The following is a 14,807-nucleotide window of genomic DNA, read 5'->3' as shown; positions in this document are numbered from 1 at the left end:
CTCGCCTCCTGGCAGGGACGACCGGGACTGCCGACCTGGGTGCCCTGCAGCGGTTCGTCGAGTCCTACATCCGGGCGGGCGGCGCGCCTGAAGTAGCGGTCCCGCGGGCTGGGCCGACGACAGCCTCGGCCTGGGCGCTCGGCTGGCGACCGCCTAGGGATCTTCACGTGGTGTCTGGAGCAGGCGACCACATGGATCAACGACCCCTCGCAGGACAGCTTCGTCGAGAGCGTCGTCCGGCGGCACCTGAACGAGGCCATGCTGTTCCTGGGGTGGCTACGCCCTCGCCGTGAACGATGCATCGTGGGCTCGGCGCTGCCGAGCGAGCATCGCCGCCGGCGGGTTGGACGTGCGACCCGTGCGGCATCTGTTCCGGTGGACTCGGACCTGTGACGACGACGCGGATCCTGGCGCAGGCATCCTGGGTGACGTCGCCGGACGGCAAATCGTCGAGCTGGGATGCGGGGCCGGCGACAAGCTGTCCTACCTCGTCGAACGGCCTGCCCGCGGGGTGGATCTCGCCCCGGCGCGTAGCCAGAGCATCCGTGCCCGAGCTCGCTGACCGGAGCCGCTCCTTCACAACGTCGACGCGGCCCCGCTACCGGGTGAGCTGCGCGAAGGCGGACGCGGTCTACAGCCGCGACCAAATCGCCGCCTTCTTCGAAGGCGCAGGCCTCCACCTCGTCGACCCGGCATCCAGCCCTGCCAGCGCTGGCATCCCGACGGACCCGCCGACTCCCTGCCATCGGACGCAGCAGTCAGCTGCCACGCGGCCGTCGGCATCAAGGCCTGACGCCTGGACGGCCAGGCATCTCATCCGCGAACGACGACAGCACTGGACACCTGCGGCCGTGTGAGCCCGACTTCCATGGTCGACAAACCACTGACCTGCGATTTCATGCGAGCGATCTCCGGCATGCGCCACGAGCTGCCGATCATAGCTCGATGGTGCAGGATTCCATGGCGTTGTCGCCACATGTGAAAATGATGTCAATCGAGGTAGCCGGCCAGCCTTCGAACTAACTGGGGATCGCGGGCGGGGGTGGGCGGCCGTTGAGCCCAGACCTGACTGGGGACTCACCGGGACGACCGCCACTACGTCTGGCCTCCAGCATCATGACATCTGTTGACTTCTCATCAAGATCTGGCCATACTGCGGACTAATACACAGACGATGGGGGTACCGCCATGTATGACGCCATCCTCGAAAAGAAGCCCGCCTTCTTCCCGTTCGTCTCCGCGGAGATCTTCTTCGAGGCGGACGCCAGTGCCAGCACCGAGAGCCTGGAGAACCTTGACGTCGATGTGGACCTCGAGTCTGAACTCGACGAGCTTCTCCGGTTCTGACGGCAGGCCGGGCTAAACCGTCCCGACCGAGGGGGCGGACTCGGCCGCCCCCTCGAATCTTCGGAAGACTTACGGGGATGGACGTGGCGGTACGGAAGGCATTCGGCCCATTGGGTGGGAACGCCTTCCAAGCAGTAATGATCGGACTTGAGGCTCCCGGCGACCGGCGCCTGGACATTTTCTCCGAGTCGCTGTCCCGGGCGATTTCCGAGCACGACTGGAATAGTTTTGGCTTCCCTTTTACACAGGTTTTCGAGCCGGCCGTGCTTTTCGAGATCGCACTGATAGAGGGTCTCGACCCGGCTGCCCTTGTTACACTCGACCACCGCCCCACCGCAACGACCCGATGGCTTGGCGATGCCGTCGCAGCTCGCGCCGAGCTTTCGGTGACCGAATTGGTGAATCTGGCGTCGATTCTTACCTGTGTCGGCCGTTTCTCCCTGGCGAGCGAGGTAGCGAGCCTCGGCGCCGGCCGATCAACCTCCGTGCGGGAGGACTTCGAGCTCGCATGGCTGCGTTTCGTGATCTCCAACCGTGTAGATGACGGCGCTGGATCGCCAGAGGCATTCGACTGCATGCGCCGGGCAATCGAGTGCGGCGGCGTCCCGCCGGCCCGTGCGCTGGACGCCTGCACCCAGGCGGTGGTGTGGTACACGAAGCGACGTGAGGTCTCGACCACGGTCTTCCGCTGGTTTGCCCGGCAYGGCGCTGCGTTGGCCTCGTCGCGCTCCAAAGATCTGACAAGCGGGRCACTGTCGGCCTGGTACCGCGGCATCGCAATGCTGCCAGCAGCCACCGGGCGAACCGCGGCGACGCGGCGGTACATGAGGAAGGCCTTGGAGGCGGCCGAGATCGCCGAGCAGCTGCGACCCGGGGCCGACGCGCGCAACGCGCGCAAGACCTATTATGAGTCGACGATGAAGGAACATCTTCACCTCACCGGCGACCTCGATGCGGCCCGCGACGCCGGTTTAGCGCTCGTCGATCTCGATCCCGTCTGGTCGCTCAGCGTCGGCGAACTCGCTGACGTGCACGAGCGTCGGGGTGAGATCGAAAGAGCCGCCGAGCTTTACGAGCGGGCGGCGGGTCTCGGGCCGCCGTCGGTCGGCTACCACCTCCGCCACGCGGCGCGGTGTTGCGCGGCCCTCGGGCAGTCCTGCGTAGCCTTCGAGCAGTACCTGGCGCTGCTTTCGTCCGACCGGCGCGGTCCCGTCATCCGTCGGGAGACGGCCGAGATTGCCGCAGCGGTTGACGGCGGTGTTGACCTGCGTGCAACGGTCGCTGATCGGTCCGCCTCCGCTGGCGACCTTGGCGGATGATRCATCTTCCAAGCTGGCGCCACGATCCGGTGAAGTCGGTCGTGGTCGGCCGAGCTCAGCCTGGCCATTCGCCCCGATGGACCGACGAGCCGGCGGTGTGCGGCTACCGCCGATTTTTTCGCACCATCGGCGGTAACGATGTCGCTATCCCCATCTGCGCGACGCCTGTGGCGGTCAGTGGAGTCGGGGCGGTCATTCCCGCCTATGATGGCACGATCCGGCTCTGCAGCCGCGACCTCGGCAAGCAGTTCTGGCAACTCCGTCTCGACGGCCCCATCTACGCGTCGCCGGTCGTCGACCACCGGCGCCAGTGCGTCGCGGTGGCGACGACGACGGGCACGGTGGCCAGCGTGAACATGAGGGGGCGAATGTCCTGGACCGTGGAAGTTGGCCATCCCGTCTTCGCCACCCCCACCGTGGTGCCAGCGGAGGACTTGCTCGTTCTGGCGCTCTTCGAGAGCGTGTGCGTTGGCCTCGACCTTGGCACAGGGGCGGAGCGTTTCCGGCGTCGGCTTCCTCAGCCGTGGTCCGTCCGACACGGCGGGTCGGCAGCATTTCGCGATCCCTACGCCAGCCCGGTCACCACCAGCTCGGGAACGATCGTCGTCGCCTGCGCGGAGCATGTGGTGGGGCTGACCCCCGACGGCTCAATGAAATGGGAGCTTGAAGTGGGCCACGCCGTGCGTGCCTCGCCGGTCGCCCTGCACGACCGTGACGAGGTAGTAGCGGTAGGAGCGGACGGGCGCTGCCGCTTCATGTCGGCGGACACCGGGCATCTACTCGGCAAGGTTGACCTCGGCGGGAAGGTTACAGCCAGTCCCGCGGTCTCCGGCGGGATTCTGGCTGTCGGGGTCGCCGGGGGTGACGTCCACGGCGTCGACGTGGCGAGCAGGTCGGTGCGATGGACCGTACCGAACCAGGCACCTCGCGACCATACGTCGTTCACGGTTCTTCCCGACGGCGCCTTCGTTGCGACCAACGGCCGTGGGAACATCGTGGCCCTCTGCGCCGACGACGGACGGTTCCGCTGGGAGTCCAGCCAGCTCCTGGGCCTGGCCGCGCACGACCCCGCGATTGACACGACGCCGGTGGTCGAGCCATACGGGAGCATGTACAGCGGTTCGTACTCGGGTGTCGTTTACCATCACCTGTTCCGGCCTGTAGTCGACCGGTGACGTTGGTGGGCGTCGGCGCGGGCATGTGGCCCGAGGACCGCATCTCCGGACTGGTCGATCACCTCGACGCCTTGGTGGCGCCGAAGGCGGAAGCAGAAGGGGTGTGGCCTGAATTCGCCATGGTCCACCTCGACCTCGCTCACCTGGCGGTCCACCTCGAGGGAAACGATCGCCATCTCGCGATGGGCCAGGTTGCATCCCGCCGCGTCTTGGATTCGATTGCCGATCCCGATCGCTGCCTTCGGGCTGCGGTCGCTCTGGGCCGCACCCCGATGGTCGGCGATCGGTGGTCGCAGACAGGATGGGCGGCCGAAATGAGCCGCCGGGCAGCAGGCGGCGACGTGGAACTCCGGGCAGAGGTCGCAGCTGCGACGGCCGAGATCGTCGGCGTCCTAACAGCTGTCGACAACGACCGACGGGCGCTCGTCGAGCGCCTTCTCGGGCGGGCCGCTCCTGGCCACCCTGCGGCGGCCGTCGCCGGGGTCCTAGCCGCCATTGCCGATCCAGCGATCCGCGGCAAGGTGCTCGCGGCCTGGCACCGACTCGCCCAGCGACGCGAGCCGGACCTCGTCGCGGCCGTGGACAGGGCGGTTGTCGCACGTCGGCGACATGCCGCCCAGGAGGGCCATGACTCGGTTGTGGCACAGACGTTCGCGCGCTGCGGCGTTGACGCCGCCGACGTCGAGGTGTTCCTTGTGGACACCCTGGATCGGGCTCGTCGTCGCCGACGCGACCTCGTGCGCCGGCTGGTCGAGCTGACAGGCGCGACCGAGGCTCCGCTGCTCCACCTGCCGCGTGCCGCCGCGGTCGTGCGCGGCGAAGTCGCTCAACCGCGGCTCCCCTTGGCCGGATGTGTCGAGGCTGCCGCCACCCTCGCCGATCGCGTGTTTGGCGTCGAGCTGGAAGGTGCTCGCATCTCGGGTGACGGCCCGTTCCTCTTTCCGGTCCGTACCAGGGCGGGAGTCGTCGGGACGGTACAGGTCGACCTCGTCTCCTCCGGCCCCCAAAGCGGCCAGCCAGTCTACGACGGCATGGCTACCGGGTCAGCTAAGCGCCGTACGGCGCACGTGCTGGCGCGCGTTCAAGGGGGAGACCGCGGGCCCGTCCTAACCTTCGAAGCGGCACGCTCACTCTTCCACGAGATCGGACACGCCCTCGACCACGTTCTGGTGGCCGAGCCGTGGCCTACGTTCACCGGGCTGGATGCCCAGCCACTTGAACGCTTCGAGGAGATGAGCACGTGGTGGGAGTTGCTGGCATTCCATCCTGATCTTGGACGAGTCGTCGGCCTCGATCCCGGCCTCGCCGAAGGGCTCGACCGTGCCCGTTGCCTTCGGGCGCTGGAAGCGGGGAGCCTGGACCTGGTCCGCGCCTGGGTAGCCCTGCTCGACCTCCGGCTCCACTGGAGTGGGCGTGACAGCGTGGCGGACGTGCAGGCCGAACTGGTCGGTGGCGAAGGAGAATCTGACWCCCCGGACCTCGGCACCGTGGCCGRCTACCTTGTCGCCATGGTCTTCCGCCAGCACCCCGGCGCGGGCTTCCTGTACCCGTGGGCTGCGGCGCGAGYCGCTGAACTCGCAGACGATCTGCTGCGGTCACCGTGGGAGGCTCTCGGGCCGACAGCGGGCACAGACGCCTTGCTCCGGAGCCGCACCTCGCCCCACACGCCGAGTCGACCACCGTCGGCCGCGGCCCTCGACGCCCTGCCCGAAGGCGTCGGCCTGTGACCACGGGACGTGCTGTCATCCTCGGTGCCAGTTCGGGCCTCGGCGCCCACGTTGCCCGGCGCCTGGCCGAGGAGGGGTGGTCGGTCACCGGCACCGGGCGCCGTCCCCGTACCGACACCGACCTACCCGACGAGGTGCGCTACCTCCGGTCGGACTTAACCGACGACGAGCACCTGCGCGAGCTTGGCGCGCACCTGCGGAAGGTCGACCCTGACCTCGTCGTACACAGCGTGGTCACCTACGGCGGCGATATGGCCACCCCCCGGTCTGTCGAGGACCTCGGTGCCATGTTCAGAACCAACGCCATCGCCCCATTCGTGTTGATCCGGGACTATCTCGCCGGCCTTCCGGCTGCGCGCGCCTGCTCTTGCGTGATCGTGAACTCCGACTCGATCTACCACGCCAATGACACGTCCGCCGAGTACGCCGCGACCAAGGCGGCGCTGCGTGTCCTGACCGCTGGCCTCGCCAGCGCGTGCCGGGGGCGCCGGTCCAGCGTGTCGACCCTCGCCCTTGGGCCGCTTGCCGACCCTCGCAAGCTGGCTGAGCTGACTGCGATCGCCGAGCGTCGGCGGATTCCGGCAGAGGAGGTCGCGCGGATCTTCCTCGCCCGGCTCAACCCGTCGCTAGTGATCACCGAGCTGATCGACCTGGAGGCATGTCTGCGCAGTGTGCTGCACGTTGTCTCACTCGGCCCGACGGCCAACGGCATGGTGATCAAGCTCGATGGAGGGTCGTCAGGCTCGCTCGTGTGAGTACACGGCGCCGGGGCACTCACGGTGTCACCAGGCGACGAGGACCTCGTCGACGGCGTGGAACACGGTTCGCCCCGGCCACCTCGCGGCAGGAACAGGAGCGGCGAGGTGCAGCCCAGGCAGGCGGGCGAGCAGCCGGTCCAGGACGACCTCGATCTCCACGCGGGCCAGGTGTTGGCCAAGGCACCTGTGGACCCCGTGCCCGAATGCCAGGTGGCCGCGGGAGTTTCGGTGGATGTCCAGGACCTCGGGGCGACGGAAGACCTCCGGGTCGTGATTGGCGGCGGCGGTCAGGGCGATGATCCCCTCCCCCGCGGGGATGGTCACTCCGCCTATGTCGATGTCGGCCAGCGTCACCCGGGCAGTTACCACGTCGGCGATCGACAGGTACCGCAGCAGCTCGTCGACGGTCGCGCCGACGAGGGTGCGGTCGCCGACCAGCTCGCCCCACACGTCTGGGCGCTCGAGGAGGGTGACGACGCCGAGGGAAATCATCGATGACGTGGTCTCGTGCCCAGCAGTGAGCAGTGCGCCGGCCAGCTGAACCATCTGCTCCTGGTCGAACTCGTCGTGCGCCTCGTAGCGGGCGACCAGCCGTCCGAGGACGTCATCGGCGTGCGCCTCGCGCTTGGCGCCCACGAGGTCCGAGACGAGTTGGTGAAGCCGGCCTGATGCGACYTCGATCTCCTCGGGCTGCCCTCGGTGGCTGAGCACCAGCCGTGACAGCCGCTGCACGACAGGTCGATCGGCCTCGGGCACCCCGAGCAGCTCGCTGATGACCGCCGCAGGGACGGGGTCGGCCAGGACCGCAACCAGGTCGACCGGTTGCGGCTCGGCCTCGAAGGCATCGATCCAATCGTCCACGATCTGCTCGACGCGGGAGCGGAACTGGGCGATCCGCCGGGAGCCGAACTCATTCGCCACCCGACGACGGTGGTGGGTGTGCTCGGGAGGGTCCATCCCGGAATAGGTGAGCTTCGGCGGCGCGTCGTCGGCGGCGCGGTGGCGGCGCACGGGGAAGACCGGCGGGAAGCTCGGGTGCGAGTGCTCGGAGCTGACACGGCTGTCGGACAGCACCCGGCGGACGTCATCGTGCCGGGTAACCAGCCACACGGGCTGGCCTGAGGCGAAGGTGGCACGGACGACCGGCGTTTCCGCTCGCAGCGTCGTGTACAGCGAAGGGGGGCTACCTGTGGCGGCGCGAGGCCAGGGGAACGGGTCCATCGGCGTCATGGCCGTCTTGTCAGCGTCGTCGGGTGTGCGCGGCGAGGCCCTCGGTAACACACTGCAGCAGCGCGTCGAGATCGTCGTCGGAATAGATCAGCGCGGGCAGGAGCTGGATACAGCTTGGGCCCGGGTGGACCAGGGCCCCCGCGTCGCGGACGGCCGTCACGACCGTCCGGATCTCTTCCGGCGAGAGCGGTTTGCCCGCGTCGCCCAGCCGCACCGCCCGGAGGCACCCCGCCCCGGTAGTCGCCGTTACGATGTCCAGCTCGTCCTCCAGCCGGGTGAGGAGCAAGTCGAGCCGGYGACCGAGCCGAGCGGAGGCCGCCACGGCGTCGAGGCGCTCCATTTCCGAGATCGTGGCGCTGATCGCGGCGCATACGACCGGCGTTCCAGCCTGCGTCTCGGCGTGTCCCAAGACCGCGTCGCCCTCGATGAACGCCATTGCCACCTCATGGGACACCAGGACGGCCGCGGCGGCCATCGTCCCGTTAGTGAGGCCCTTAGCGGTGATCAGGATGTCGGGTGACTCCGGCCAGGCCGACGACGCGAACAGCGCCGTGCCGATCCGCCCGAATCCGGTCGAGACCTCGTCGGCGACGAGCAGAAAGCCATGTTCGCGACGGAGGTCCAGGATGGCGGCGACAAACTCGTCAGTGAGAGGCACGGCTCCGGTCCCGATCACCGGCTCGACCACCAAGGCGGCGATCCGGTCTCCTGCTCGATCGAGCAGAACGGACAACGCGTCAGGGTCGTTGGCCGGTATGTGGCCAACCAACCGGCGGTCGACCCCGTACATCTCATGCCCGAGCTGGGCATCGGTGAGGGCGAAGGCCCCATAGGTCAGGCCATGATAGCCGTCGCGCAGGCCGACGATGGCGCGTCGTCGGGGTGCCCCACGCAGGACCTGGACGTGACGGACCAGCTTCATGGCCAAGTCGTTGGCCGAGCCGCCCGAGGTGGCGAAGAGCACGCGGGCAAAGCGGTCGGCACCGGCCACATTGACGAGCTCCGCTGCGGCCCGCCGGGCGTAGGAGTTTTCGTAACCCCACACGCTCAGGTAGGAGGCATCACGGAGCGCGGCGTTTGCGGCTTCGGCGATGGCGACGTTACCGAAGCCGAGGTTGGCGTTCCAGAGGCCGCTCGTGCCTGCGAGAAGTTCMCGCCCGTCGGCGAACCGGACCCGCACTCCATGTGCGGAGACCGCGCACATAGAGTCGAGGCCCTGCTCGGCCGACGCCAGCATCAACGGCCAGAGTGGGCCCGGCGCACCGATTCGGATGTCGGTTTTTGGCGAAGTGGTCACGAATCCGCACCGGTCTTCTGGTCGAGATGATCGGCCCGTTCAAGGTCGGCGCCTTCGGTGAACGCCTGCGACATGTCGACCTTCCACAGGTAGGCCATCCAGAGGTCGGCGCCTCGGAACGCGGTTCGGACGCACCGCGCGTCGCGGAGGTCCGCGTTGCGGAGGTCGGCTCGGCAAAGGGACGCCTCGGTCAGATCCGCCCCCTTGAGGCTGGCGCTGTAGAGGTCGCACCCCGCGAGGTCGGCGCCGGTCAGGTCGGCATCAGTCAACTCGGCCTTGACCAGGTCGGCTCCTCGCAGGTCGGCCTCGCCCAGGTGGGCCCCCCGAAGGCGGGCGCCCCGGAGCACGGCACCACGGAGGCGCGCGCCACGCAGGTCGACGCCAGCGCCATGCCCGCGCAGGAGGCGCCACCCCTCGATCACCCACACGTCCAGGATCTCGATGACATCCGGCGCCAGCGCCACCATCGCGAACAGGTCGAGCCCGGCGTCAACGTCGGCAAGATCCTGCGCGGTGYGGTGCCGTCGGCCCGTCGCCAGGCTCGCCGCGACCGCCTCGCGCACGCCCGTCGCACAGGTAGCGGCAGGGGAAAGCGGAACCAGCACGTGACGGTCCGTCGCTGCTCCCCCAGTAACGACCTCGGCCACGACGTCGATGAGAGGCCGCAGTGYCCGTCCGCCTGTAGTCGTCACGCCGCGATCGAGAAGGCGGCCCTGCCCGGGGCAGGCATCTCGTTGAAGAAGAAGTTGTGGGTCAGACGGCCGGTGCCCGGGGAAACCCCACAGCCCGCGAGAGGAGCGTGGTACTGCTCGCCGCCGCGGAACAGCACGAGCCTGTTGTAGACCGGCGCAATCCGGCCAACCTCCTCCCACTTCGACAGGTCGGCCTTGTCGGGATGGATGACCTGGTCCTCGAACTCGGATGCGTCGGCGTAGCCCAAGGCTCGCGCCTCCCGATCAGTAGGCGGCGATATGAAGCCGCTTGCCCGGTGCCGGTAAAGGCCTGTGCCGGCACTCGGCGGGAGGCCGGGGGTCAGGTAGACCATCCCAGCCCAGTCAATGGCGGTGTCGGCGTGGACCTTCGGCCGGGAGCCGGTGTCGACTGTGATGGACCGGAACCCGCCCCAGGTGAAGCGGAGGTTGTCAATGTAGAGCTCGGTACCAAGCAACTCGCTGAACACCCGTTTCAGGGCGTCGGCCGCAAGAACGAGCCGACTGGCGAACCCGGGATAGTCGGTTGGTTCGATGTTGGCGTAGGCCGAGGCGAGAGCCCGAGCTCGCACGGCGTCGGGATTGGCATAGAAATCGTCGACGATGACGACACGATTCTCCATGGCGTTCACCTTCGCTACGAGACGGGATCAGAGACGAGAAAGGCACGGGCCAGCAGCCTGGCGCCAGACTCAAGGTGGTCGACGCTCCACGTACACGCCAGCGATCGGCGGAATACGAACAACCGGTCGACCTCCAAGGGGAAGTGAAGCGTCGTTTCCCAGTCCGGTCCTTCCTCGTTGTCCCGCGACGTGGGCCGGAGAACGGATAGACCGCCGGCGGTCGAACCCTCCGCGGCGGCGAGGACGTGAAGGCCGACCCAGCCGCTGCCGTCGCCCCAGGGGCGGCCGACGCCACCGGGCGCCAGGCGGACGAGCCTGGCCAGTACCGGCTCGGCGGCGTCGTCGGCGAGGCCCAGAATGAGGCGCAGGCCCTTCGCCTCGCCGGGGGCGGCGGTCACTGTGTCGGCCTGTTCCACGACCGGGCCACCATCTGTCGAGGCCGACCACGAGGCGGCTTCGTAGTCGTGCCGGCCACGGGCCACGGCATCGCGACGGAAGCTGTCGACCACGTGGATCATCTTTATCACCGATCGCCCCCGTCCTCGTCGTCAGGTCTTGTAGCTGGCCATCAGGCCGTTGTTGGTGCCAATGACCGCGCTGACAAGCCTGGGGCTCCGCATCACGGCACGGTTGTACGTGGTGATGGCCCGCATCTCGCCATCCAACGGCCCACCCGGGACGCGCTCAGGCGCGTAGTTCCCCTGGGCAAAGGCATCATCCGCGAGAATCAGGCCGCCGCTGCGCACCAACCCGAAGCACAGTTTGAGGTACTCAGGATAGGAGCGTTTGTCCGCGTCGATGAACAGCATGTCGACGCTGTCAGGTTCCATGGTCGCAAGATGATCAACAGCTGGGCCRACGATGACGTCAACGCGGTCGGCGACGCCGGCCCGCTCCAGGTAGCGAACGGCTAGGGCCGCGAGCTCCGGATCGAGCTCGAGCGATGTCACACGGCCTCCCGCAGGCAGGCCTCGCGCCAAGTGGATTGTGGAGTAGCCGAAATAGGTGCCGATCTCGAGCACGCGCCGGGGGCGGTGGATGTGAGTCAGCAGCTGAAGGATCTTGGCTGCGTTGTCGTCGATCTGCATCGGTCGCAGGCCCCGCTTGAGCAGGGCGTCGCGGAGGATCTCGTCGAGCACCTCGGGACGAGRCCCGGAGACCGCACGAACGTACTCCTGGTTCGACATCGTCATGCTGCTGCCCAGCCCGGCGCGGTCCCCGGCACGATCTTCTCGTAGAACTCGTAGATGGCACCGCTATCTGGCTCGTCGCTCGGTTCGTCGAAGTTGAAACATGAGCGGAACTGCCGCCGGACCTCATGYGGAGGCCCCACCGCGGCGACCGAGGTCGTCATCACGGGAGAAAACCTTCTGGCGCTGTCCGCTGCACCCCAGAGATAGGCGAAGTTCGCGCCCGGGTGCGCCTGAAACATCGGCCACGTGAATGAGCTAAGGAAGTCACCGAGGGTACAGTGGTTGGCGAGACCATAACGCTCCTGAAGCTCAGGATACACCTCGGCAAGGCTCGCGGTGGAATGCCGGTGCACCTCTAGGTCGAGCGCAGCTGTGACGGCGCGCTCAAGATGCGTCCGCCGGTACTCGAGGCCCTTGACCTGCTGGCAGAGTATAAGCCCCTCGCGGGCGGTGGCATCGAGCGCGAACGCCTCGGCCAGTTCGGGGTGGAATGCCCACTTCTCGAACCACATGCTGAGGTTCTCTAGTCGCTCAAGGGGGAGATATTCGAGACCCGATCGGTCTGGCAGCCTCGTGACGATGAGCAGGTGATTGAGGGCATGCCCGAACTCGTGGAAGAGGCTGTGCACGTTCTGGAATGTGATGAGGCCGCCCTCCCGGCCGCCGTCGAACCGGCAGGAGACGTACGCGACGGGCCGCTGGACGACTCCCGCGTAGTCGAGACGGTTACGGATCCCCGTAGTCCGATTTGAGGACCTTTTGCCACTGTGCCACAGGTCGAAGTTGATGGCCCCGACGTCGTGCCCGCCCTCCGTGACGCCGAAGGCGATGACGTGCGGGCTACGCGTTGGGAGCCTCACGAAGTCGAGTCCGAACGCGGCGCGGCCCACCTCGGCCAGAAATGCGAGGCAGCCGTCGAGGCGGAACAAAGGTGCTCGACGGCCACCGGTCAATCGGTGGACATAATTGCCGAAGTGATCTATCGGCCGATCGATGGCACCTGTCAGCTTTCGAATCTCTTCCTCAAGAGCACGGTGGCTGGCCATCGCACCGTGCACGCAACGATCCGTGAACCGAACCGCGTCCGCCTCGGACACCCGGCACAGTTCGAGTGTGCGGGCGAGTACGCTTGGATAGCCGACCGCGGCGCTGGACTGACGCCGGAGAATCACCTGTTGGTCWATCAGATCGGTGAGATCGTCGAGGCGCCTGTCCCTGACCTTCTCCCATATGAGGCCGAGCTTGGCCCGTACTGCGACCTTCTCAGTGCGGCTCGAGAGCCTGTAGAAGGTGGCGACTGGGTCACCGGAGCCAGGATCGATGCCCAGTGAGCGAAGGAGCGCTGTCTGGTCGGTGCGAATGTCCTGGAGGACGGCCTTGGCGGCGGTCTGGAGTTCGGCGGCGCGCGCTGCGATGAGGTTGTCGTGCCGCGATGGCCGACGCAGGTGGGCGAGGTAATTCTGACGAGATGCCTCAAGGCTGAGGTCGTCGCAGCGGAAGCCCTCGATCGAGCGTACGAGCGCCTCCGTCAGATCGGCATCATCGAAGAACGCGGCTCGCCACGGGAGCAATTCGTCGTAGCGGACGTGAGCCTCGTTTGACTCTAGGTAGAGGAAGATGTACGCGACGTTGTTATAGATCGCGGCGATCTCGACAAAGATCGCCGCCGTGAGGGTGGGCATTGCGAGGATCGCTCGTAACCGCTCCATCATCGAGTGGAGATGGCACTCCGTGTCAGCCAGACTCTCCTGGTCCCACTCGCCGATTCGGTCGAAGGTCACAACCACGCCTCAGGTCGCTTCCGAGTACCACACGGTCGCCGCTAGCTACGAAGAGTAAGAATGCGGTATGGACAAGAATCTGTCAACCGCACACGTCGGGCCCTGCGCCGGCCCGTCCCGCGGGCGCGATGAAAGCTACGTCGACGTTCGCGTCGCGGCGGTGTACGCCGCCCTCCACGGCCCGGGTCCGGACACCGACCACTATCAGCGACTCGCGGGGGCCGGACCACTCGACGTGCTCGACGTCGGCTGCGGGACCGGGCGACTCAGCCACGTGCTKGTCCAGCAGGGCCACCGCGTCGTCGGAGTAGACCCTTCGGGGGCGATGCTGGCGGAGGCTCGACGGCGCGACCCTGCTCACTGCGCCCTGTGGGTCGTCGGCGACGCGCGCGCCCTCCGCCTTGGCCGTCGTTTCGACCTCGTCACGATGACCGGCCATGCTTTCCAAGTGTTGCTCGATGACAGTGACATGCGCCTCTTCCTGGCCGGCGCGCACGCCCACCTACGCCCCGGCGGCCGCCTCGCCTTCGAAACGCGCAACCCCGCTGCCCGGGCCTGGGCCGAGTGGACCCCAGCTCGGTCGCACCGGGTAGTCCATGTCAACGGGCTTGGCCGCGTCGAGGTCCATCACGAGGTGACCGACGTCGCCGGTGAACGGGTGACCTACCAGACCGTGTACAGGTTCGGCGTCGACCGCGACGAGTTGATTACGACGAGCACACTCCGCTTTCCGTCCAGGGAGACGGTCACGGCGGCGCTCCTCAACGCCGGCTTCGCACCGGTAACCGTGCGGGGGAGCTGGGACGGCTCGCCTATCATTCCAACCTCGCGCGAGCTGGTCGTTCTTGCGGTCCGAACCTGACTGTCCGGCCGACGACATAGCGAAGCAAGTTGCATTGGGCGAAAAGCACTTCACAGACCGAATTCCTCAGAAAACGCCAGGAACTCGGGAGGTATCGCGGGCCGCGTGTGTAGCCAGATCCACGTCCGCAACAGGTGACGGACCATTCCGGACGCCGCTTCGTCCTCGAAACTCTCGCGACCATGCAGGACCCTGTAGTTGTTCAGCCAGACGCTCTCTCCTCGACGTAACGTGTAACGCAAGGACAGTTCTGGTCGCTGGGCAACCTCATCGAATATGTCGAGGATCATTCGATCACCGGCTAAGCGATGGCCCGCACGTCGCATTGCCCCCTGTCTCAGCATTGACGAGCCGTACCTGCAGATCAGTTCGCCATGTTGGATGCCGAAGATTGGCGTGAGGACGATCTGAGCGGCACCTGGGCGCTGTATCCCTCGCAGATCCCAGGGCCACAGGCGAAAGTACTCGGGTACAATGGTGGGGGCCTTCTCGGTCAGTGCGTTGAGGATCGTTTCTGCGCTTGCATAGATGCCACTCCCGCCGTGGGCGCCCTGCCGTAGGCACAGCAGTGCCGCGACGTCGGTAGGGTCCGTGTGCATGAGCATCCTGTCGTTTGTCACGTAGCCGCGCGCGTTCTCCGCCTCGGACGGATGCTCGTCGACCACCGACACAAGGAGTTCCCCGTCCGCAGTCTGGCTGATGGGCCGACCGAGCAGGCTGGACGTAAGTATTCGGCGATGGCGTGGAGGGGCTGGTTCCGCCGTGTGGCGGTGTCGTGGCTGTGG

Annotated in this window: 15 protein-coding genes; 7 read left to right on the top strand and 8 right to left on the bottom strand. The window is 67.2% G+C overall.

The genetic code is table 11. The features are described from left to right. The first annotated feature begins 358 nt into the window (after positions 1-358). The 6 genes from KBI5_RS12555 (at position 359) to KBI5_RS12540 (ending at position 6,323) form a co-directional block, all read left to right on the top strand. On the top strand, positions 359-562 hold the full coding sequence (locus tag KBI5_RS12555) for a hypothetical protein (protein WP_085015319.1): 204 nt from the start codon (positions 359-361) through the stop codon (positions 560-562). A gap of 626 nt (positions 563-1,188) precedes the next feature. Next, positions 1,189-1,347, top strand: a complete 159-nt coding sequence (locus KBI5_RS26320; protein WP_157902494.1) for a hypothetical protein — start codon at positions 1,189-1,191, stop codon at positions 1,345-1,347. A 77-nt stretch (positions 1,348-1,424) separates the two neighbouring features. Further along, positions 1,425-2,666 carry a hypothetical protein gene (locus tag KBI5_RS12550; protein ID WP_206745256.1) on the top strand — a complete coding sequence of 414 codons (1,242 nt, stop codon included), beginning with the start codon at positions 1,425-1,427 and terminating at the stop codon, positions 2,664-2,666. 167 nt (positions 2,667-2,833) lie between these two features. Next, positions 2,834-3,841 (top strand): PQQ-binding-like beta-propeller repeat protein, encoded by a 1,008-nt coding sequence (locus KBI5_RS12545; protein ID WP_157902493.1) that lies wholly within the window; start codon positions 2,834-2,836, stop codon positions 3,839-3,841. Positions 3,842-4,155: 314 nt separating this feature from the next. After that, complete coding sequence (locus tag KBI5_RS25280; RefSeq protein WP_206745255.1) at positions 4,156-5,568, top strand: M3 family metallopeptidase; 1,413 nt, start codon at positions 4,156-4,158, stop codon at positions 5,566-5,568. After that, entirely contained in the window at positions 5,565-6,323 is a 759-nt protein-coding gene (locus KBI5_RS12540) for an SDR family oxidoreductase (RefSeq protein WP_157902492.1), read from the top strand. The genes KBI5_RS25280 and KBI5_RS12540 overlap by 4 nt, the downstream gene beginning before the upstream one ends. A gap of 27 nt (positions 6,324-6,350) precedes the next feature. On the opposite strand, the gene KBI5_RS12535 is transcribed toward KBI5_RS12540, so the two are convergent. The 7 genes from KBI5_RS12535 to KBI5_RS12505 all read right to left on the bottom strand — a co-directional run bounded on the left by KBI5_RS12535 (position 6,351) and on the right by KBI5_RS12505 (position 13,166). Then, entirely contained in the window at positions 6,351-7,556 is a 1,206-nt protein-coding gene (locus KBI5_RS12535; protein WP_133057016.1) for a cytochrome P450, read from the bottom strand. Positions 7,557-7,566: 10 nt separating this feature from the next. Further along, positions 7,567-8,853, bottom strand: coding sequence for a daptide-type RiPP biosynthesis aminotransferase (gene mpaD, locus KBI5_RS12530; protein ID WP_198537669.1), 1,287 nt, complete (start codon positions 8,851-8,853; stop codon positions 7,567-7,569). Beyond that, on the bottom strand, positions 8,850-9,458 hold the full coding sequence (locus KBI5_RS12525) for a pentapeptide repeat-containing protein (RefSeq protein ID WP_241882843.1): 609 nt from the start codon (positions 9,456-9,458) through the stop codon (positions 8,850-8,852). Before KBI5_RS12525 ends, mpaD begins: the two co-directional genes overlap by 4 nt. 83 nt (positions 9,459-9,541) lie before the next feature. Continuing rightward, positions 9,542-10,186 carry a DUF6445 family protein gene (locus tag KBI5_RS12520; RefSeq protein WP_085015313.1) on the bottom strand — a complete coding sequence of 215 codons (645 nt, stop codon included), beginning with the start codon at positions 10,184-10,186 and terminating at the stop codon, positions 9,542-9,544. A gap of 14 nt (positions 10,187-10,200) precedes the next feature. Further along, entirely contained in the window at positions 10,201-10,713 is a 513-nt protein-coding gene (locus tag KBI5_RS12515; protein WP_157902491.1) for a hypothetical protein, read from the bottom strand. 21 nt (positions 10,714-10,734) lie between these two features. Then, a complete protein-coding gene (locus KBI5_RS12510; protein ID WP_206745254.1) occupies positions 10,735-11,373 on the bottom strand; it encodes an O-methyltransferase in 639 nt (212 codons plus the stop codon). A gap of 2 nt (positions 11,374-11,375) precedes the next feature. After that, a complete protein-coding gene (locus tag KBI5_RS12505) occupies positions 11,376-13,166 on the bottom strand; it encodes a M3 family metallopeptidase (RefSeq protein WP_133057015.1) in 1,791 nt (596 codons plus the stop codon). Positions 13,167-13,227: 61 nt separating this feature from the next. Here KBI5_RS12505 and KBI5_RS12500 point away from each other — a divergent pair, with 61 nt between their 5' ends. Next, positions 13,228-14,022, top strand: coding sequence for a class I SAM-dependent methyltransferase (locus KBI5_RS12500; RefSeq protein WP_085015309.1), 795 nt, complete (start codon positions 13,228-13,230; stop codon positions 14,020-14,022). Between the two features lie 50 nt (positions 14,023-14,072). Here KBI5_RS12500 and KBI5_RS12495 read toward each other — a convergent pair whose 3' ends face one another. Beyond that, entirely contained in the window at positions 14,073-14,723 is a 651-nt protein-coding gene (locus KBI5_RS12495) for a TauD/TfdA family dioxygenase (RefSeq protein ID WP_277870098.1), read from the bottom strand. Between the last annotated feature and the right edge of the window lie 84 nt (positions 14,724-14,807).

The sequence above is a fragment of the Frankia sp. KB5 genome, assembly GCF_002099325.1.
In the GTDB taxonomy this organism is placed as follows: domain Bacteria; phylum Actinomycetota; class Actinomycetes; order Frankiales; family Frankiaceae; genus Frankia; species Frankia casuarinae.
This window is presented reverse-complemented; position numbering and strand designations above follow the sequence as displayed.